15 protein-coding genes, 1 tRNA gene and 1 pseudogene are annotated in these 19,321 nt (G+C 67.5%); 6 read left to right on the top strand and 11 right to left on the bottom strand.

Annotated features, from left to right (window positions below; translation table 11 throughout):
- Nucleotides 1-51: 51 nt before the first annotated feature.
- A tRNA-Glu gene (locus ACOJTB_RS11135) sits at nt 52-126 on the top strand.
- 185 nt (nt 127-311) lie between these two features.
- Nucleotides 312-965: an Abi-alpha family protein gene (locus ACOJTB_RS11130; RefSeq protein WP_420102587.1), complete on the top strand. Its 654-nt coding sequence runs from the start codon at nt 312-314 to the stop codon at nt 963-965.
- Nucleotides 966-1,411: 446 nt separating this feature from the next.
- On the opposite strand, the gene ACOJTB_RS11125 is transcribed toward ACOJTB_RS11130, so the two are convergent.
- From ACOJTB_RS11125 to ACOJTB_RS11105, 5 genes and pseudogenes are all read right to left on the bottom strand, one after another.
- Nucleotides 1,412-2,113: an HAD hydrolase-like protein gene (locus ACOJTB_RS11125; RefSeq protein WP_420102586.1), complete on the bottom strand. Its 702-nt coding sequence runs from the start codon at nt 2,111-2,113 to the stop codon at nt 1,412-1,414.
- A gap of 378 nt (nt 2,114-2,491) precedes the next feature.
- Nucleotides 2,492-3,028, bottom strand: a complete 537-nt coding sequence (locus ACOJTB_RS11120) for a chromate transporter (protein WP_420102585.1) — start codon at nt 3,026-3,028, stop codon at nt 2,492-2,494.
- 3 nt (nt 3,029-3,031) lie between these two features.
- Entirely contained in the window at nt 3,032-3,580 is a 549-nt protein-coding gene (locus ACOJTB_RS11115; protein WP_420102584.1) for a chromate transporter, read from the bottom strand.
- 462 nt (nt 3,581-4,042) lie between these two features.
- A pseudogene (locus ACOJTB_RS11110) lies at nt 4,043-4,840 on the bottom strand (endonuclease/exonuclease/phosphatase family protein); the annotation flags it as partial.
- 93 nt (nt 4,841-4,933) lie between these two features.
- On the bottom strand, nt 4,934-6,382 hold the full coding sequence (locus ACOJTB_RS11105; RefSeq protein ID WP_420102583.1) for a phospholipase D-like domain-containing protein: 1,449 nt from the start codon (nt 6,380-6,382) through the stop codon (nt 4,934-4,936).
- Between the two features lie 444 nt (nt 6,383-6,826).
- On the opposite strand from ACOJTB_RS11105, the gene ACOJTB_RS11100 reads away from it, so the two are divergent.
- From ACOJTB_RS11100 to ACOJTB_RS11085, 4 genes are all read left to right on the top strand, one after another.
- Nucleotides 6,827-7,684: an ImuA family protein gene (locus ACOJTB_RS11100; protein ID WP_420102582.1), complete on the top strand. Its 858-nt coding sequence runs from the start codon at nt 6,827-6,829 to the stop codon at nt 7,682-7,684.
- Nucleotides 7,590-9,134 (top strand): Y-family DNA polymerase, encoded by a 1,545-nt coding sequence (locus ACOJTB_RS11095; RefSeq protein ID WP_420102581.1) that lies wholly within the window; start codon nt 7,590-7,592, stop codon nt 9,132-9,134. The genes ACOJTB_RS11100 and ACOJTB_RS11095 overlap by 95 nt, the downstream gene beginning before the upstream one ends.
- Nucleotides 9,135-9,303: 169 nt before the next feature.
- Nucleotides 9,304-12,894 (top strand): error-prone DNA polymerase, encoded by a 3,591-nt coding sequence (locus tag ACOJTB_RS11090; protein ID WP_420102580.1) that lies wholly within the window; start codon nt 9,304-9,306, stop codon nt 12,892-12,894.
- Nucleotides 12,895-12,987: 93 nt separating this feature from the next.
- On the top strand, nt 12,988-13,368 hold the full coding sequence (locus tag ACOJTB_RS11085) for a hypothetical protein (protein WP_420102579.1): 381 nt from the start codon (nt 12,988-12,990) through the stop codon (nt 13,366-13,368).
- A 121-nt stretch (nt 13,369-13,489) separates the two neighbouring features.
- On the opposite strand, the gene ACOJTB_RS11080 is transcribed toward ACOJTB_RS11085, so the two are convergent.
- The 6 genes from ACOJTB_RS11080 to ACOJTB_RS11055 are packed head-to-tail and all read right to left on the bottom strand — an operon-like array spanning nt 13,490 to nt 18,970.
- Nucleotides 13,490-13,897, bottom strand: coding sequence for a RidA family protein (locus ACOJTB_RS11080; protein ID WP_420102578.1), 408 nt, complete (start codon nt 13,895-13,897; stop codon nt 13,490-13,492).
- A gap of 50 nt (nt 13,898-13,947) precedes the next feature.
- The gene (locus tag ACOJTB_RS11075) at nt 13,948-15,582 is read right to left on the bottom strand and encodes a benzoate-CoA ligase family protein (protein ID WP_420102577.1); all 1,635 of its coding nucleotides are present in this window, start codon (nt 15,580-15,582) and stop codon (nt 13,948-13,950) included.
- 36 nt (nt 15,583-15,618) lie between these two features.
- Complete coding sequence (locus ACOJTB_RS11070; RefSeq protein ID WP_420102576.1) at nt 15,619-16,812, bottom strand: acyl-CoA dehydrogenase family protein; 1,194 nt, start codon at nt 16,810-16,812, stop codon at nt 15,619-15,621.
- A gap of 1 nt (nt 16,813) precedes the next feature.
- The gene (locus tag ACOJTB_RS11065) at nt 16,814-17,650 is read right to left on the bottom strand and encodes an enoyl-CoA hydratase family protein (protein WP_420102575.1); all 837 of its coding nucleotides are present in this window, start codon (nt 17,648-17,650) and stop codon (nt 16,814-16,816) included.
- A gap of 13 nt (nt 17,651-17,663) precedes the next feature.
- Nucleotides 17,664-18,212 carry a MarR family winged helix-turn-helix transcriptional regulator gene (locus ACOJTB_RS11060; protein ID WP_420102574.1) on the bottom strand — a complete coding sequence of 183 codons (549 nt, stop codon included), beginning with the start codon at nt 18,210-18,212 and terminating at the stop codon, nt 17,664-17,666.
- Between the two features lie 2 nt (nt 18,213-18,214).
- Entirely contained in the window at nt 18,215-18,970 is a 756-nt protein-coding gene (locus ACOJTB_RS11055; RefSeq protein ID WP_420102573.1) for an SDR family NAD(P)-dependent oxidoreductase, read from the bottom strand.
- Nucleotides 18,971-19,321: the final 351 nt, after the last annotated feature.

Below are 19,321 nucleotides of genomic sequence, written 5' to 3'. Positions count from 1 at the left end.
CCACTATACCTCGCCCCGCTTCGACGACGCGGGCCACGCCCGCGAAGCCACGCGACCTTCGTCTATCGGTTAGGACACCAGCCTTTCACGCTGGGGAGACGGGTTCGACTCCCGTAGGTCGCGCCACCTTTTCACGGGTGCCGCAAGCAACTGAAAAGAAACAATAATCTGAGATGAGAAATCGAGGGTGCCCCCCACGATGTCCCCCATCTGTGTCCCCTATCCAGCGCCAGATGATATGAGGGAGGGTGGCAGTTGAGTTTCGCTGACTCGGCAGTAGCTTGTTTCCACGGAGGCGTGGGGCATTGGCAATGGGTACAGAAGTTGGCCGTCCAAACATAACGGGTGTGCCGGAGGCCCACGCCGAAGCATTGAAGGCGACGGCCGGCTTCGGAACGACACTCGTCACAGAAGCAAGCAATCTGGCTCGATATGTCGGTCGCATTTTGGGCACGGCACCGGAAGACGCTGTTGGGCTGGTGATCGGCGATCCGCTGCGATTTGTCCGAACGGCAATCGCGACACGATACGACGGGCTGCTATCGGAGACCCTTAGGCGGCGGAACGTCATTCAGACCGAGCCGATAAGCCCGTCCGTAGCACTGCCGTTACTCCAAGCTGCCTACGACGAAGGCCGCCCCGAACTTCAGGCCCTGTGGGTGAGCTTGATTGCAAGCGCCATGGACCCGTCGAGGGCTGGCCTCGTCCGACTGTCTTACATTGAGACGCTCAAGCGTTTCGACCCACTTGATGCGATGATCCTCAAAGAGAGGGCTGAGCGGACGGGCGAGATGGAACCCAACCCAGCATCGTTTATGGCTCGGCTCCTTCAGGTCGAGTTGGATGACGTGACTATATCGCTCGACAATCTCGCCTCGCTGCAGTGCATTCAAATGGAAAAAAGGCAGTTCTATTTCAGTATGACAGCGTACGGACGGGGCCTAGTTCGGGCTTGTGCCGAATAAACGTCACAGCCTAGCGCCGCTCGCCCTGTATGCAGAGATTGCAGCAACGCTTACGTCGCTAAGATAACAAAGTGGCGCGTGGCTGCCAGCACGAGAATGTGCGCTTAGCAATATCGATTGTTTGATGATCTTATGGGGTGCCCGTGAGAGGATCCCGTAGGTCGCGCCACCTTTTCACGGGTGGCCCGGGCGCTTGAAGACAGTCAGCATGGCGTGCCGACGAGCGTAGTGCTCCCTGCCGGGCCATTTATACTCATGGCTGAAGCACGGAACCCGGCAGCGTCTTGGAGGGGGGCTCGGGGATCGACAGGTTGCGAGAAGTGATGCGGCGCCCACCGCCGTTCCGGAGCGCGCCGCAGGCAACCGCGCAGCCGATGGAACCGGCACCGCGCCCGAACCCCTTGCGCACGTCAATCGAAAGGCAGGGGCTCGGGATCGGGCACTCGCTATTGCCGCAGCAGATAGTCCCGCAGCTCGGCCGGCGTGGAGGCGAGCCTCGCCGCCTGCGCCGCGACCAGCGCCTCGCCATGGGAGGCGCCCCAGGCGACGCCAATGCTGGCGATGCCCGCCCTTCGCGCGGCGTCGATGTCGCGCACCTCGTCGCCCACCGAAAGCACTTCGTCGGCCCTGACGTCCAGCCGCTTCAGCACGCGCTTGAACTTCAGCGATTTGCCCAGCAGCGAGGCCCCGGTCTCGTAATGGTCGATCAGCGCCGCATGCGGCCCGAGCACCCACTGGATATTCGCGGCCGAGTTGGAACTCACCACCACGATCGTCACGCCGCTGGCCTTCAGCTCCTGCAGTAGTCCGCCGGCCCAGTCGAAGAGCTTGATCTCGTCGATATGCCGCGCCGCCAGCGCGCGGGTATGGCGCGCGATCGCCGGCAGCTTCCATTTCGGGATGCCGAGCGTCGTCAGGATCTCCAGCGGGGCCTGCCCGCGCAGCGCTTCCAGCTGCTCGGGCGTCGATTCGCGGAAGTTGTAGCGGCGAGCCAGCTGGTTCACCACGCCGAGAAACCAGTCGATGCTGTCCGCCAGCGTGCCGTCGAAATCGAAGATCACCACGCGGGTGCGGGCCGGCCCCTCCGGCAGCGCTGGGGCAGGGCGCGTGCGCCGGCGAAAAAGCGTGCGGGGCGCGGTGCCGATCAAGCGCGGGCCTCGTCCGAGCGGAGCTGTCCGGCCCTCGGCGGCGTCATCTCGATCGTCTCGTTTCTCTCGGGCACGATCCATTCCTGCGCTGTTCATTTGCCGCCCCGCCTGCTGAGCGAGCGGGCAAGCCGGCGAACGATTTCTCCATAAGGCGCTCACCCGGCCTGTTGCGCCACAGCAAAAAGCGGGCCTGAGCCGCTTCCGCTGCGTCCTGTGGCCGGGATGGCACGGCCGCCGGCTGGCTGGCTGCGCTTCTACCGCGCTGGACGGGCGCGCAGCATGCCGGCGCAATGCGGTGTTCCGGCGCCCGATCGCCGCGAGAGGCAAGAGGAGATGTCGTCAGGCTGCTGCGCGGCGCAAAGGCCGGGGCTCCGGCGGTCAAACCAGCGCCAGCAGGTGCAGCAGGATGAAACAGCCCGCCCCGCCGCCGATCAGCAGCAGCGGGTTGACCGGCGTCGCCATCAGCAATGCCGTGGAGGCCAATGCCAGCCCGCGGCCGATCCAGCCGGAATCGAGCGAGCCGATCAGGATGTAGCTCGCCGCCAGGATCATGCCGGCCGCGACCGGGCGTAAGCCCCGCTCCAGCGCCTTGAGCAGCCGCGCGCCCTCATAGCGCGACCAGAGCTTGGCGACGCCATAGATCATCAGCGCGGTCGGCCCGAAGATCCCGATGGTCGCGGCGAGAGCGCCCCAGAACCCGGCGATCCGCCAGCCGATCAGCGTCGCCAGCAACGAGCCGGGGCCGGGTGCCAGCCTCGCAATGGCGAAGGCGTCGACGAATTGCGAGGCGCTCATCCAGCCATGCACCTCGACGATCTGCCGGTGCATGTCGGCGATGGCGCTCTGCCCGCCGCCGATGGTGACGACCGAAAGCGGCAGGAAGACCAGCAGCAGGCTCCAGGCGAGGGCGGGCATGGCTCAGCTCTCGCGATAGGCCATGGCGACGCTGAGCGAGCCGGCACCGAGCACGGTCCAGAGCAGCGGCCAGTGCAGGAACGCGACGGCGACGAAGGTCGCGGCCATCACCGCCAGCGGAAACACCCGTCGCGGCACGCGCCGCGCCGCTGTCAGCCCCATCGAGAGCGACAGCCCGATCGCCGCCGCCGCCGCGCCGGAGAGCGCGACATGCGTCAGCGGGAAGGCCGAGAGCGCCGTGAAGATCGCGCTGATGCCGATGATCACCACCGCCGCCGGCACGACGATGCCGAGCCAAGAGGCGATGGCGCCGTTGCGCCCGCCAAGCTTGAAGCCGATCCAGATCGCCATATTGGTGACGTTCACCCCCGGCAGCGCCTGCGCGATCGCCAACCCATTGAGAAAATCCTCCTCGCTCATCAGCCGCCGCCGCTGCACGAATTCGCGCAGCATCCAGCCCGAGAGGCCGCCGCCGAAGCTGGTGAGCCCGATGCGGGCGAAGATCAGGAAGAGCTGCAGGGGACCGGGGCGGTCGACGGGTGCATCCGGCATGTGAAGATCCCGCTGCAAGCGACTCTGGCCGCGCCAGATTGCGCCGTTGCGGACCGTTGGCCAGAGGCGCCGCGCATGAGCGCCATGACGGAGTGACGGGGAAGGCCTCCGCAATCATCGGATCGGCAGCAAGAGCCATAGAAGTCTTGGGAGCTCGTCGATGGATCCCGGAGCGGCGCTGCTTCGCAGCTTGTCCGGGATGACGCCGTGGTTCCACGGGAAATCAGCACGCTCTAAGCTCCGCTGTCAGCCCCGCGGCGCGTCCCGCCGCCCGAGCGTGCGGCCCACGGCCCGCTTCAACCGGGCGCCCGCCTTGCGCACCAATTCCCGGTTCCGCGTTTCCTGCGCTTCGGCGCCGAGCAACCCGGCCACCGGCCGCGTTTCTTCGGGCTCCGTGGCGGAAACGGAAGGGCTCGCGCCCGGCATCGCGCCCTCCGCGAGCCGCAGCGCTGCGTGGTCCCGGTCGATGAAGGCCTTGATCGGCAGATGGTCGGAGGCGGCGCGCGCCAGTGGCGTGTCGTGAACCTCGACCGGGGACAGCACCTCCGGCCGGTTGGCGATGATGCGGTCGAGCGCCAGCAGCGGCAGTCCCGCCGGAAAGCTCGGCACCGGCGCGGGCAGGCTGCCGAAAGCCGGGCCCAGCGCCTCCAGCGCCGAACGCCGCCCCAGCCGCCATTCGTTGAGATCGCCCATCAGCAGGGTCAGCCGGTCTTCGCGGGCGCGCATGATGTCGAGGATCATCCGCGCCTGCTGGGAGCGTGAGCGCCGCAGCAGGCCGAAATGCGCCGCCACCAGCCGCAGAGGAGTGCCGTCCTCCATATCGAGGTCGACGACCACCGCCCCGCGCGGCTCCAGCCCCGGCAGGGCGACCGGGTGAACGTCCCGCACCAGCCCCTGCCGGAACAGCACGAGATTGCCGTGCCAGCCATGCGAGCGTCCGCGCGTTTCCAGCGGCACCGGCAGCAGCCCCGTCTCGCGCTCAAGCCAGCCGAGATCGAGCAGCCCGTGGCGTTCCCCGAAGCGCTTGTCGGCCTCCTGCAGGGCGATGACGTCCGGCCCGATCTCGGCGATGACGCGGGCGATCCGCTCCGGGTCGAACCGGCCATCGACGCCGACGCATTTGTGGACGTTGTAGGAGGCGACGAGCGTCCCCGCCTGCCGCATATTCTGCCGGGCCTCGCTGGAGGAGCCGGTGGCGCGGCGCCGGTCGCGCAGCGTGGCGATGATGCTGGCGCGCAGGCTCGGGCTCTTCGTCTGCATGCGGCCAGCCAGTCCGGATCTGTCGGTCGAATCGAAACGGGAAACCTTCGACGGTGAAAAAAGGTCCGGTTCGTGGCGGAAGTCCAGATCAACTCACAGATAAGGCGAGCCGAGCCAGATCAGCCGGTCGATGAGGCGGATGAGGAAGGGGCGGGCGCGCAGATCGTGCAGCGTCACCGCCTGCGCCGTCTCGATCGCCGAGTCGATGCGCGCCTCGATGGCGCCGGCGAAGCCATGGTCGAGCACCTCGACATCGATCTCGAAATTCAGCCGCAGCGAGCGCGGATCGAGGTTGGAAGATCCGACATAGGCCCAGGCGCCGTCGATGGCGAAGAGCTTGGAATGGTCGAACGGCCCCTGCGAGCGCCAGATGCGGCAGTAATTCTTCAGGATCTGGTCGAATTGCGCCGTCATCGCCCTGTCGACCAGGACGAGATTGTTGACCGCCGGCACCACGATGTCGATCGAAACGCCGCGCCGGGCGGCGGTGACCAGAGCGCTGATCAGCTCCTGATCGGGCAGGAAATAGGGCGACATGATCCTGACCGAGCGGCGCGCCACCGACAGCGCCCCGATCAGGAGCTTGTGGTTGTTCTCCAGGCAGGAATCGGGGCCGGAGGGCACCGCGCGCATCAGCACGGTCGAATCCGCTTCGGGCGGCGGCTGGATCTCCCAGGCCTCGTCCTCCAGCGCCTCGTCGGTGGTGAAGCGCCAATCCTCTGCGGCGATGGCGAACAGATCGGCCACCACCGGCCCTGTGATGCGGAAATGCGTGTCGTGGCCGGCCGCCTCGCCCGCGAATTCGCGGGTGAAGCCCTGGCGGATGTTCATGCCGCCCATGAAGGCGACCGCTCCATCGATCACGATGATCTTCCGGTGGGTGCGCAGATTGGCATAGGGCAGCCGCAGGCCGACGATGATGTTGCCGTTGAAGACCTCGACGGCGATGCCGCCCTCGCGCAGATGGCCGGCGATGCTCGGCACCGAATAGCGCGCGCCGACCGCGTCGATCAGCACGCGCACGGCCACGCCGCGGGCATGGGCCGCGATCAGCGCGTCGGCGAGGCGCAGGCCGATCGGGTCGCGGTCGAAGATATAGGTCTCCAGCAGGATGCTGCGCTGCGCCGCTTCGATCGCCTCCAGCATCGCCGCATAGGCCTCGTCGCCGCTGCGCAAAGTCCGGATGGTGTTGCCGCTGGTCAGCGGATGGCGCGCGACCCGGTCCCCCAGCGTCTTCAGCGCGGCGAAACGCTGGCCGAACAGCGCCGACACATCGTCCTGCCCGACATGAAAGGCCGAATCGTCGCCGGTGCGGTGGCCCGGGCGCTGCGACAGCAGGGCAGCGCGGCGGATGCGGTTGATGCCCGCCAGGGCATAGAGAACCGCCCCGACGATCGGGGAGAGCAGGATCACCGCGGTCCAGCCCAGCGCCGCGCGCACCTCGTCCTTGGTCGTCACGGCATGGATGGTCGCGGCCGTCGCCATCGCGATCGAGGCGATGGCGAAGAGATGCGGCCAGTAATCGGACGAAATTCCCCACATGGCACCAAGCTAGAGCATGGCGAGGCGATCAGGGATAGCGGTTCTGACGGCGAGTGAAAGGGAACTGCTCCCCCGTACGGTCGGGGGAGTGTGCCCCATGTCTCGCCCGGTCCAAGCGAGCTCTTATCCTGACGAGCCGCAGCACGGGGCGTCTGGAAGGCTGCTCCAATTCGCTTTTCTCGCGCCTTCTGGAGCGTCCTTCGAGACGCGATCCTCGCGGGATCGCTCCTCAGGATGAGGGCTGAGACATGCGAAAAGGAAGACCCGGATTCGTGCCCGCTCCACCCCCTTCGGCAGCGGACCATGGTCCCACGAGGAAGATTCGTCCTCGTCTTGGTGCCCCCTGTCACAGCCTGTCGAAGACGACGGCGAAGGACTCGACTCCCGGCCTCATCTGTGGCGTTTTAAGCTGGAACAAAAAGTGAACATGAACCTTTCCCCGTGATGCAGAGCGCCACATCTCCGACGCTGTCCGATCTGCGCCGCACCCTGGCGGAGGCGGCCTTGCGCGCCGGTCCCGTCGCGGCCGGGCGGGTGGGGCTCGGCTTGGCCGAGATCGACGCGGTTCTGTCCGGCGGGGTGCTGCGGGCGGCCCTGCACGAGATCCACGCCGCCAGCGCGGCCGATCTGGCGGCAGCGACGGGCTTCGCCCTCGGCCTCGCCTTGCGGGCGGCCGGCAAGGCGGGGGAGGCCGCCGAGCGCCCGATCCTCTGGGCGCGGCAGGATTTCGTCGATGTCGAGACCGGCCGGCTGCATGCGGCCGGGCTGAACGAATTGGGGCTCGATCCCGCCCGGCTGCTGCTGGTGCGGGCGCGCGATCCCGAAGGCGTGCTGCGGGCCGGCGCGGAAGGCGCGCGCTGCCCGGCGCTGGGTGCCGTGCTGATCGAGCCCTGGGGCGAGGCGAAACCCTTCGACCTCACGGCGAGCCGGCGCCTTTCGCTGGCGGCGGAAGGGGCGGGGGTGATGGTGCTGCTTCTGCGCGTGGCGGCGCGCGAGGCGCCGAGTGCGGCGCGAACGCGCTGGCGTGTCGCCTCGCTGGCCTCGCGGGCGCTGGCGGCCAACGCTCCGGGCGCCCCGGCCTTCAGGTTGAGTTTGCTGCGCCAGAGAGGCGGCGCAGCCGAGTGTGAGTGGCGTGTGGAGTGGGACCGTGACCGACATTGCTTTGCCGAGCGAACCGCCTTCGACCGATTGCCGCACCGGACGAACCATGCCCCGCCGCTATCTCGCCCTCTGGTTTCCCTTCCTGGCGACGGATCGCCTGCGGCGGACCGGCAGGATTCCGGCCTTCGGCGCACAGGCTGACAAGCCGCATGTCCTCGTCGCGATCGAGCGCAACGCCATGCGCATCGTCGATTGCGACGCGAACGCCGTCCGGCTCGGCCTGACGCGCGGGCTCACCCTCGCCGATGCGCGCGCGCGCATGCCCGATCTGGTGGCGCTGGACGCGGACCCGGTGGCCGACAGGCAGATTCTGGAAGGGCTCGCCGCCTTCTGCGACCGCTTCACTCCGCTGGTCGCGCTGGAGGGGCGCGACGGGCTGACCCTCGACATCACCGGCTGCGCCCATCTCTTCGGCGGGGAGGAGGGGCTGATCGGCCTCGTGCGCCGGGTGATGGACCGCATGGGCCTGACGCTGAAGAGCGCCATTGCCGGCACGCCCGACGCGGCCTGCGCCTGCGCCCGCCATGGCCGGGGGGGCATTGTCCCGCCGGGCCAGGAAGAGGCGTGGCTGCGGCCTTTGCCTGTCGCCGCGCTCGACATCGATCCCGAAACCGTGATCGCGCTCTCCCGCGCCGGCTTGAAGACACTCGCCGACCTCGCATCGCGTCCCTCTCAGACCCTGTCTGCCCGCTTCGGCGAAGAGCTGGCGGTGAGGCTCAGGCGCACGCTCGGCCGCGAGGATAGGCGCATCACGCCTCTGCGCCCGCCGCCCGATTGCGTGGTGGAGCGCCATTTTCCCGAGCCCTTCGCCGATACCGCGAGCCTGGAGGATGTCGTGTCGCGGCTGATCGCCGAGGCAGGGCGCGCGCTGGAGGCGAGGGGGCAGGGCGGGCGCGTCTTCGAGATCGGTTTCTTTCGCAGCGACGGCGCGGTGCGCAGGCTCACCCTCGAAACCGGGCGCCCCTCGCGCGACGCGAAAGCCCTGCTGAGGCTCTATCGAGAGCGCATCGAGGCCCTGTCCGACCCGCTCGACCCCGGCTTCGGCTTCGATGCGGTCAAGCTTGCCGTCCCGATCTGCGAAGCCCTCACGACGCCCCAGCACAGCCTCGACGGTCGCGCCGTGGAGGAGGAGGCGGTGGCCGATCTCGTCGACCGGCTCGTCACCCGCTTCGGCCGCGATCGCGTGCTGCGCTTCGCCGAGCAGGACAGCCACCACCCCGTCCGCTCGGCGAAGGCGCTCTCGGCCGCCGCGCCGCTGCCGGAGCGGAGTTGGTCGGCGCCGGAGCCGGAGGAGCCGCCGGCCCGCCCGCTCCAGCTCTTCGAGCCGCCCCATCCGGTCGAGGCGATCGCGGAGGTGCCGGATGGCCCGCCCATCCGCTTCCGGTGGCGGCGCCTGACCCATGACGTTGCCCGCGCCGAGGGGCCCGAGCGCATCGCCCCCGAATGGTGGCGAGACGGCTCCGACGAACCCATGCGCGATTATTACCGCGTCGAGGACGCGCAGGGCCACCGCTTCTGGCTCTACCGCACCGGCTTCTACGAGGCCGGCAACGCCCCGCCGCGCTGGTATCTGCACGGGTTGTTCGCATGAGGGCGCAAATGCAGAAAAACCGGGATTCAGCCCTCATCCTGAGGAGCCGCGAAGCGGCGTCTCGAAGGATGCTCCAGCTGACTCCGGAGCTTCGGCCACCATCCTTCGAGACGCGGGCCTTGCCCGCTCCTCAGGATGAGGGCTGCGGCAGGCAAGGGCTGTCCTTGCCATGACCGACTTCGCCGAAGCCGTCGCGGCGACGAATTTCTCCTTCCTGCGCGGCGCCTCGCCCGGGCCGAACATGATGCTGACCGCGCTGCTGCTGGGTCATACAGGGCTCGGCATCGCCGACCGCAACACCGTCGCCGGCGTGGTGCGCGCCTGGGCCGCGCTGCGCGACCTGCGCGAGGACGGGCTACCCGCGCCCGAGAAGATCAGGGAGGGCGGCAGCCCCGGGGAATATCTCTGGGTCGAGAACCCGGCCTTCGCCGATCTGCCCTTCACTCGCGACGAGTTGCGGGCGATGGCCGAGCGCTTCAATCTCGCCACCGGCACGCGGCTGGTCTTCAGCGACGGCACGCCCGATATCGTGCTCTACCCCGCCAATCGCGACGGCTGGGGGAGGCTCTGCCGCCTCCTCAGTCTCGGCAACCGCAAGCCGGGCGTGCAGAAGGGTGAATGTCGGCTCGTCCTCGACGATCTGCTCGCCGATACGCGCGACCTGCTGCTGATCCTGATGCCGCCGCGCCGGCTCGATGGCCTGCCCGATCTCCTCGCCCGCCTGGACGAGGCCGCCCCCGGCGCACTCTGGCTCGGCGCGACCATGCACCGGCGCGGCGACGATCGCCGCCGCCTCGCCCGTCTCTCGGCCATCGCCGCGTCGAGCCGCGTCCCGCTGATCGCGACGAACGATGCGCTCTACGATTCCATCGGCCAGCGCGACCTGCAGGATGTGCTGACCTGCATTCGCGAAGGCGTTACCATCGAGCGGGCCGGGCGCCTGCTCGAATCCAACGCCGAGCGCCATCTCAAGACCCCGCAGGAAATGGCCCGCCTCTTCCGCGACGTGCCCGATGCCATCGCCGAAACGCAACATCTGTTCTCGCGGGTGGAGTTCGATCTCGGGCAGCTCAGATATGAATATCCCGACGAGCCGATTCCGCCCGGCTGGAACGATCAGGACTGGTTGGTCGAACTGGTCCGCCGCTGCTGCCTGATCCGCTATCCCAATGGCGTGCCGGACAAGGTCGAGAAGCTGCTGGCCAAGGAACTCAAGCTGATCGGGCAGCTCGACTACGCCCGCTATTTCCTCACCATCCGGCAGATCGTCGAATTTGCCGAGAAAAAGGGCATTCTCTGTCAGGGCCGCGGTTCGGCCGCCAATTCCGCGGTCTGCTATGTGCTCGGCATCACCGCCGTCGATCCGGAGGAGAACGACGTGCTGTTCGAGCGCTTCATTTCGACCGAGCGCCGCGAGCCGCCCGATATCGACGTCGATTTCGAGCATGAGCGTCGCGAAGAGGTCATTCAGTGGATCTATGGGTTCTATGGCCGCGATCGCGCCGGCATCGCGGCGACGGTGATCCGCTACCGCCCGCGCAGCGCCATCCGCGAGGTCGGAAAGGTGCTGGGGCTGACCGAGGATGTCACCGCCCGCATTGCCGACACTCAATGGGGCAGCTGGGGCACCGGGATCGGCGACGACCGGATCCGGCAGGCGGGGCTCGATCCGAGGAACCCGACGATCCGCCGCGCGGTCGATTTCGCCGTGCGGCTTCTCGGCTTCCCGCGCCATCTCTCGCAGCATGTGGGCGGCTTCGTGCTTTCGAGGGGCCGTCTCGACGAGACGGTGCCGATCGGCAATGCCGCGATGAAGGAACGCACTTTCATCGAATGGGACCGCGACGACATCGACGCGCTCCAACTGATGAAGGTCGATGTGCTGGCACTCGGCATGCTGACCTGCATCCGCAAGGCGTTCGATCTGTTGCGGGAGCACGAGAAGCTCGATTGGCGTCTCGCCGATGTCCCGACCAAGGATGAAGCGACTTACGACATGCTGTGCGAAGGCAAGTCGCTCGGTGTCTTTCAGGTCGAAAGCCGTGCGCAGATGAACATGCTGCCGCGCCTCAAGCCGAAGAAGTTCTACGATCTCGTCATCCAGGTCGCGATCGTGCGGCCAGGCCCGATCCAGGGGGATATGGTGCATCCTTATCTGCGTCGGCGCTCCGGAATTGAGGAGGTCGATTATCCTTCTCCCAAGCCTCCTCATGACCCTGACGAATTGAGAGAGGTCCTGAAAAAGACCTTCGGCGTGCCGCTCTTCCAGGAACAGGCGATGCGGCTTGCCATGGTCGCCGCCAAGTTCGACGACATCGAAGCCAATGGCCTGCGCAAGGCCATGGCGACCTTCCGCAATGACGGCACGATCGGTCGTTATGAGGAAAAGATGGTCGAGCGCATGGTGGCGCGCGGCTATGAGCGCGACTTCGCCCAGCGCTGCTTCGATCAGATCAAGGGCTTCGGCAGCTATGGCTTCCCGGAGAGCCATGCCGCCTCCTTCGCCAAGCTGGTCTACATCTCCTCTTATCTGAAACGGCACCACCCGGCGGCCTTCGCCTGCGCGTTGCTGAACTCCCAGCCCATGGGCTTCTACGCCCCGGCCCAGATCGTGCGCGAGACGGAAGAGAATGGCGGCGTGGAAGCGCGGCCGACCGATGTGAATTTTAGCTTTCAAGACAATGCGCTGGAGGCCGTGAAGGCCGAAGGCTTTGCCGAAACGGGCGCGGGGAACCCTCTCCCGGAGGGAGAGGGCAGGGTGAGGGGTCGGCCGTTGGACGATGAGGCTGAACCTCATCGCAGCACCGTCGAGAGGAAGCACTTCGCTGGTCCAGGGGCCGGCACCTCACCCCTGCCCCTCTCCTTACAGGAGAGGGGTTCTGGCGGTGCGTTTCTCCCGAGCGCGATGCGTAAACCAAGGGAACCAAGGCAGAAACACCCCTTCGCCCTGCGCCTCGGCTTCCGCCAGATCGACGGCTTCCACGAGGAGTGGGGCAAGGTCATCGCCATTGAGAGACAAGAGAACGGCCCCTATCGCGATGTCGAGGAGCTGATGCGCCGGGCCCGCCTGCCGGCCCGCGCCATGCGCCTGCTCGCCGATGCCGATGCCTTCCGCTCGCTGGGGCTCGACCGGCGCGAGGCGCTCTGGGCGGTGCGGCGCCTGCCGGACGATGCGGCGCTGCCGCTGTTCCAGGTCGCCACGGCGCGCGAATTGGGGCAGGAGCCGGCGCAGGCCCTGCCGGTCATGCCGCTGGCCGAGCACATCGTCGCCGATTACCAGACGGTACGCCTCTCGCTGAAGGGCCACCCGATGCAGCTGCTGCGCGAGCGCTTCCGCCGCGAGCGGATTTCGAGCTGCGCGCAGACGGAAGCCAAGCCCGACGCCGCCTTCACCCGCACCGCCGGCATCGTGCTGGTGCGCCAGCGGCCGGGCAACGGCAACGCCATCTTCGTCACGCTGGAGGACGAGACCGGCGTCACCAATGTCGTGATCTGGGCACGGCTGTTCGAGCGTTTCCGCCGCGAGGTAATGGGCGCGCGGCTGATGCTGGTCGAAGGCCGGGTTCAGAAAAGCCCGGAGGGCGTCACCCATCTCATGGCCCAGCGGATTTTCGACCGCTCCGCCGATCTGCTCTCGCTCTCCGACACGCACCGGGCCGAGCCGGTGCCGCGCATCGACGAGCTGAAGAACCCGCCCCTCCAGCGCCACCGCCACCCGCGCGACGTCAGGGTGCTGCCGAAATCACGGGATTTTCATTGAGGGTCAGGAGCGGTGCGGAGCGGACTTCTTGTGCAATGCCGACATTGCCCTAAGAGGCAATGGGCATATGCTCACGCCCTTGAGGGCCAAACGATGAAGCCGCGCATTGAAGGGCATGAACCTCCTCCCCCGGCACGAGCAAGGACGTTCGCCCTCGTCGCCGGGGCGGGCGGATTGATCCTCGTCAGCGTACTGGCCTTTCGGGCGGCGGGTGGTCTTGGGGTAGGCGTACTAGGCCTGCTTGTCCTCTTCATCTCCGTCCGCGTCGAGCTTGAGGGCAACAGGCCTATCGGCTCGATCATGACGCCCAACCTCTACGCATCGCAGCATGATGCGGAATCGCGAAAAACTAGGGCAGAACGAGCTGAAATCTTCTCCGACAGGGCGCGGGTCATGAGTGGAGCGAGGCTCGCCGCCATCATGGGCGGTGTCCTGGTCGTTATCGGCCTGTGCATTCTCGCCATTCTTCCATGACAGAGGCGGGTCAACTATGGGCCTTATCGCGGCCACCCCGGTCTCAAGGCGGCCCCCGAGCCCCTGCCGCCGGCGCCGGTAAGGTCCAGTTCTCTTCGGCCTGGCTGCCCGGACCCAACCGCTACCCAGCGATCACCGCCGTCGCCTCGATCTCGATCATTGCCTCCGGCTCGACCAGCGCCGCCACGCCGACCACAGCCATGGCGGGGAAGTGCCGGCCGAAGACCTCGCGATAGAGCGGGCCCATCTCCTTCAGGCTGGCGCGATAGGCCGGGATGTCGGTGACGTACCATGTCAGCCGCACGATATCCTCGACCCTGCCGCCCCCGGCCTCGACCACCGCCTTGATGTTGATCAGCGTCTGGCGCAGCTGGCCCAGAAAACCCTCGGCGAAGCGTCCTGCCGCATCCCAACCGACGAGCCCGCCCGTTACAAGGACACGACCCTCGGCCACCATGCCGTTGGCATAGCCGCGCGGAGCGGGCCAGCCCTCGGGCAGGATGGCGCGGGAGAGGGCGTCGGTCGACATGGGGCAGGCCTCGGTTTCGGCTGTTCGGTCGTGTCGTGGAAGGGCGCGGATCATGCCGCGTCGCCGCGCGCGATTTCGCGAAGCGCGAAGCGCTGCAGCTTGCCGCTCGCGGTCTTGGGCAGGACGGAGACGAACTCGATCGCGCGGGGATATTTATAGGGCGCGATCGTCGCCTTGACGTGGTCCTGCAGCGCCTTGGCGAAGGCCGCATCGCCGACCACCCCCTCGCGCAGCACGATATAGGCCTTCACGATCTGCCCGCGATCTGGACAAGGGGCCCCGACCACGCCGCACTCCATCACATCGGGGTGGGCGAGCAGGCTGGATTCAACCTCCGGCCCGGCGATGTTGTATCCGGAGGAGACAATCATGTCGTCCGAGCGCGCCTGATACCAGAAATACCCGTCCGCATCGCGGATATAGGTGTCGCCGGTGACGTTCCAGCCGTTCTGGACATAGACCTGCTGGCGCGGATCGGCGAGGTAGCGGCAGCCGATCGGCCCGCGCACCGCGAGCCGCCCCGGCGTGCCGTCGGGCGCCTCGTTGCCCTCGGGATCGAGGATGATCGCCTCGTAGCCCGGCACCGGAATGCCGGTGGAGCCGGGGCGGATCGCCTCGCGCGGGGCGGCGATGAAGATGTGCAGCATCTCTGTCGCGCCGATGCCGTCCATCAGCGGCAGGCCCGTCTTCGCCTGCCAGGCGTCGAAGACCGGCTTCGGCAGCGTCTCGCCGGCCGAGACGCAGATCCTGAGCGAGGAAATGTCCCGCCCCTCGAGCTTGTCGATCATGGCGCGATAGGCGGTCGGCGCGGTGAAGATCACGCTCGCCTTGTGCCGCTCGGTCGCCTCGATCAGGTCGGCCGGGCCGGTCCTGTCCGGCAGCACGGCGGCCGCGCCGATGCGGAAGGGGAACAGCACCATGCCGCCGAGCCCGAAGGTGAAGGCGAGCGGCGCCGAGCCGACGAAGCGATCCTCCGGATCGGCCTTCAGCACCTTGGCGGCATAGGCGTCGCAGATCACCAGCAGGTCGCGCTGGAAATGCATCGTGCCCTTGGGCTCGCCGGTGGTGCCCGAGGTGAAGCCGATGAGGCAGACATCGTCATCGGCCGTATCAACCGGTGCGAATTGCTCATAGCCAGGCTGTGCCATCAGGCGCTCAAGCTCGCTGTCGTCCCCGCCGAAGGAAACAATGCGCCCGAGTTCCGGCGCCTGCGATTGGGCGTTGTTCAACTCGTCCAGCAGTCGGAAATCTGCCAGCGCCAGCGCGATCTTCGCCTTGCGGATCGGATAGACCAGCTCCTTAGCCCGCAGCATCGGCATGGTCGCGACCACGACGCCGCCGGCCTTGATGACGGCGAGATAGGCCGCGACCATCATCGGCGTGTTGGCAGCGCGCAGCAGCACGCGATGGCCGGGCGCCATGCCGAGGTCGCGGGTGAGCACATTGGCGATGCGGTTGATGCGCTCGGCCAGCGCCGCATAGCTCCAGGTGAGATGGTCGCCGATGACGGCAGTCCGCTCGCCCCGGCCAGCCGCGATATGGGAATCGACCAGCTCTGTGACGGCGTTCAGCCTTTCGGGATAGGAGAGCCCCGCCTTGGCGAGGTCGATGACGGGCCATTGCTCGGGCGGAGGCAGATTGTCCCGCGCGAAGCTGTCGACATGGCCGGAGCGGTGGAATTGCATTGCCGTGACCCCTCGTCTTGGCTTTTCGCCAATGCTTCAGCTTTTGGTTTTCAGAAGCTCGCGCGCGATCACGACCTTCTGGACTTCGGAGGCGCCCTCATAGATGCGCAGCGCCCTGATCTCCCTGTACAGTTCCTCCACCTTGACGCCCTTGGTGACGCCGAGCCCGCCATGGATCTGGACGGCTCGGTCGATCACCTTCTGGGCGTTCTCCGTCGCGACGAGTTTGGCGAGCGCGGCCTCGCGGGTGACGCGCGCCGCGCCGCGATCCTTGGTCCAGGCGGCGCGATAGACCAGAAGGGCGGCGGCCTCGACCTCCGCGGCGCTTTCGGCGATGGCCGCCTGGCTGAGCTGCAGATCGCCGAGCGTGCCGCCGAAGAGCTTCCGGCCATTGGCGTGGGTCAGCGTCTCGTGCAGTGCCCGGCGGGCAAATCCGAGGGCGGCGGCGCCGACCGTCGAGCGGAAGATGTCGAGCGTCGCCATCGCCACCTTGAAGCCTTCGCCGGGCCCGCCGATGCGGTTCTCGACCGGCACGCGGCAGCCCTCGAAGCGCAGGGTCGCCAACGGGTGCGGCGCGATCACCTCGATGCGCTCGGCGATGCTGAAGCCGGGCGTGTCGGCCTCGACCAGGAAGGCGGAGAGCCCGCGCGCGCCGGGCGCCTCGCCGGTGCGGGCGAAGACGACGTAGTGGTCGGCGATGCCGCCATTCGAGATCCAGCTTTTCTCGCCGTCGATGCGGACATGGCCGTCGCCGTCCGGCGTCGCGGTCGTCGCCATGGCCGCGACGTCCGAGCCCGCCTCCTTTTCAGACAGCGCGAAGGCGGCGATACGCCGGCCCGCCGCGACATCCGGCAGGACCCGCCGCTTCATCTCCTCTGAGCCGGCGATCGAGATCGAGCCGGTGCCGAGCCCCTGCATGGCGAAGGAAAAATCGGCGAGCCCGTCCCGCGCCGCCAAAATCTCGCGGGCGAGGCAGAGCGTGCGCACGTCCAGCTTTTCGGACAGGCCGCCATAGGCAGCCGGCACGGTGGCCCTTAGAAAGCCCGCGGCGCCCAAAGCCGCGACGCGCGCCCGGCAGGCCTCGTCCACATCGTCATGCGGCAGGTCGGCGAGATAGGAATCGGCCCAGCCGGAGAGCTCTTCAGCGAAGGCGCGGTGGCGATCCTCGAAGAAGGGCCAGTCCAGCGTGTCGCCGAGGAGGGCGGTGCCGAGGGCAGGGGCGCGCTCCATCTCAATTGCCCTCGAAGACCGGTTTCCGCTTCTCCGCGAAGGCGTGATAGGCGCGGGCGAAATCCTCGGTCTGCATGCACAGCGCCTGCGCCACGGCTTCCGCCTCGATGGCGCTTTCGACCGACATCGCCCATTCCATCTCGAGCATGCGCTTGGTCATGGCATTGGCGAAAGTCGGCCCGTCCGCCAGCTCGGCCGCGAGTTCCTGCGCATCTCCGAGCACCGCCTCGGGCGTGCAGAGCCGGTTGAGGAAGCCCCAGCGCTCAGCCTCCTCGCCCCGCAGCACCCGGCCGGTATAGAGCAGCTCCGCCGCTCGGCCCTGGCCGATGATGCGGGGCAGCATCGCGCAGGCGCCCATGTCGCAGCCCGCGAGCCCGACGCGGTTGAACAGGAAGGCGATCTTCGCCCCCGCCGTGCCGAGCCTGAGGTCCGACGCCATCGCCATGATCGCACCGGCCCCGGCGCAGACCCCGTCGATGGCGGCGACGACCGGCTGCGGGCAGGCCCGCATCGCCTTGACGAGGTCGCCCGTCATCCGGGTGAATTTCAGCAGGTCCTTGGTTTCCATCGCGACCAGCGGGCCGATGATCTCGAACACGTCGCCGCCCGAGGAGAAATTGCCTCCGGCGCCCGTCACCACGATCGCCTTGACCTCTTCGTCCTTCTGCGCGGCCAGGAAGAAATCCGTGAGTTCGCGATAACTTGCGAAGGTCAGCGGATTCTTTTTCTCAGGTCGGTTCAGCGTCACGGTCGCGACCTTGCCGGTCACCGAGAGGCCGAAATGATGCGGCTTGAAGCCCGCGAGCGGGAGGGTGGTGGCGTTGGCGGTCAAGCTCATCGTGCGTCTCCCATCAGGCCTCTGTCGGGCCGCTTTCGGCTGTCGCAGGCTCCGTCCGGGCGGAGATGGCGCGGTGCAGCGAGGTCTTCGTCTCTCCCAGCAGCCGGAAGAGCTGCGTGATCTGGCCGGGCTCCAGCCCGGCGAAGAGATCGGCGATCCAGCCCTCATGCTGCTCGGCCATCGCCTTGAAGGCCTTGCGGCCCTGGGGCGTCAGGGTGAGGATCTGCACCCGCCGGTCCTGCGGCGCGGAGCGCTTGTCGACCAGCCCATCCGCGACGAGGCCGGAGACGACGGCGGTGACGTTGCCGTTGGAGACCATAAGACGCTGCGAGATTTCACCGACCGTCATGCCGACCACGCTCTTGTCGAGCTGCGCCATCAGGTCGAAGCGCGGCAGCGTGGTCTTGAACTCTTCCCGCAGCCGGTTGCGGATTTCGGTCTCGATCAGCGTCGAGCAGGTCAGCAATCTGAGCCAGAGCCGCAGCTCGTCCTTGTGGTCGGCGGGGCGCTCGCTGGCCTTGGTCTCGCGGTCGAGCATCAAGGCGGAAGAGGGCGTGTCCATCGTCAGAACTCCCCGCCATTGACGAGCAGCGATTGCCCCGTCACCGACCCGCTGCCCGGCCCGCAGAGATAGAGCACGGCGGCCGCGACCTCCTGCGGCGCCACCAGCCGGCCCTGCGGATTGTCCTTCACCATCGCGGCGAGCGCCTCATCGCGGCTCTTGCCGGTCTTGGCGGCGATAGCGTCGAGGCCCGAAGCGACCATGTCGGTATCGGCATAGCCGGGCGAGACGGCATTGACGGTGACGCCGGAGCGCGCCGTCTCCAGCGCCAGCGACTTCACCAAGCCGATCACGGCATGCTTCGCCGCCGCATAGGCGCTGACATAGGGGTAGCCGCGATGCCCTGCCGTCGAGGCGATGGCGATGAGCCGACCTTGGCCTCGCTCCAGCATGCCCGGCAGCACGGCATGGAACAGGTTCACGGTCCCGATCAGGTTGATGTCGAGCATCCGGCGGAAGCGCTCTGTGTCGCTGCGCAGGAAGGGGCCTGACTCCACCGCGCCGGCATTGGCGACGGCGATGTCGATGTCCTGCGTGGCGGCGAGGCGGCCGGTGGCGGCCGCCATGGAAGCAGGATTGCGCACGTCGCAGGTCGCGAAGGCATGCGCCGCTCCGGCCTCGACGGCCTCGCGCAACGCCGCCTCGTCGCGGCCGAGAATGCTGACCCGGGCGCCTGACCCAGCGAGGCCCTGCGCGATCGCCCGGCCGATGCCGCGGCCGCCGCCCGTGACCAGTGCGTGTCGTCCCTGAAGAGCCATGGCCGCTGCGCCTCCCGTGAGGAATATATTTTAAGTCTGAAACAATTTGCAAGGCGGTTGACATCGATCAATCCAAACCTGGTTTCGCTTCATATTCTCCCGGTTTGATCGCTTGAGCGTCTCCCGTGACGGTCAATCCAGGCGACAAATTCGCTTGAGCGGAAAAACATTTTAGGTTTAAAATAATTTTCCGGGCGGTTCGGCCAAGCAGGCGAGCCTGGTTCCGACCCAGTCAGTGTCCAAAGGGAGGCGTCGATGCGCATCGCGATTGTGGGTGGCGGGCCGGCCGGGCTCTATTTCGCCGTGCTGATGAAGCGGGACTGGCCTGAGATCGCGATCGACGTCTTCGAA

It is taken from the genome of Allobosea sp., from assembly GCF_048595345.1.
In the GTDB taxonomy this organism is placed as follows: Bacteria; Pseudomonadota; Alphaproteobacteria; order Rhizobiales; family Beijerinckiaceae; genus Allobosea.
The sequence above is the reverse complement of the archived record's forward strand: the minus strand, read 5'-3'. Positions and strand labels throughout refer to the sequence as shown.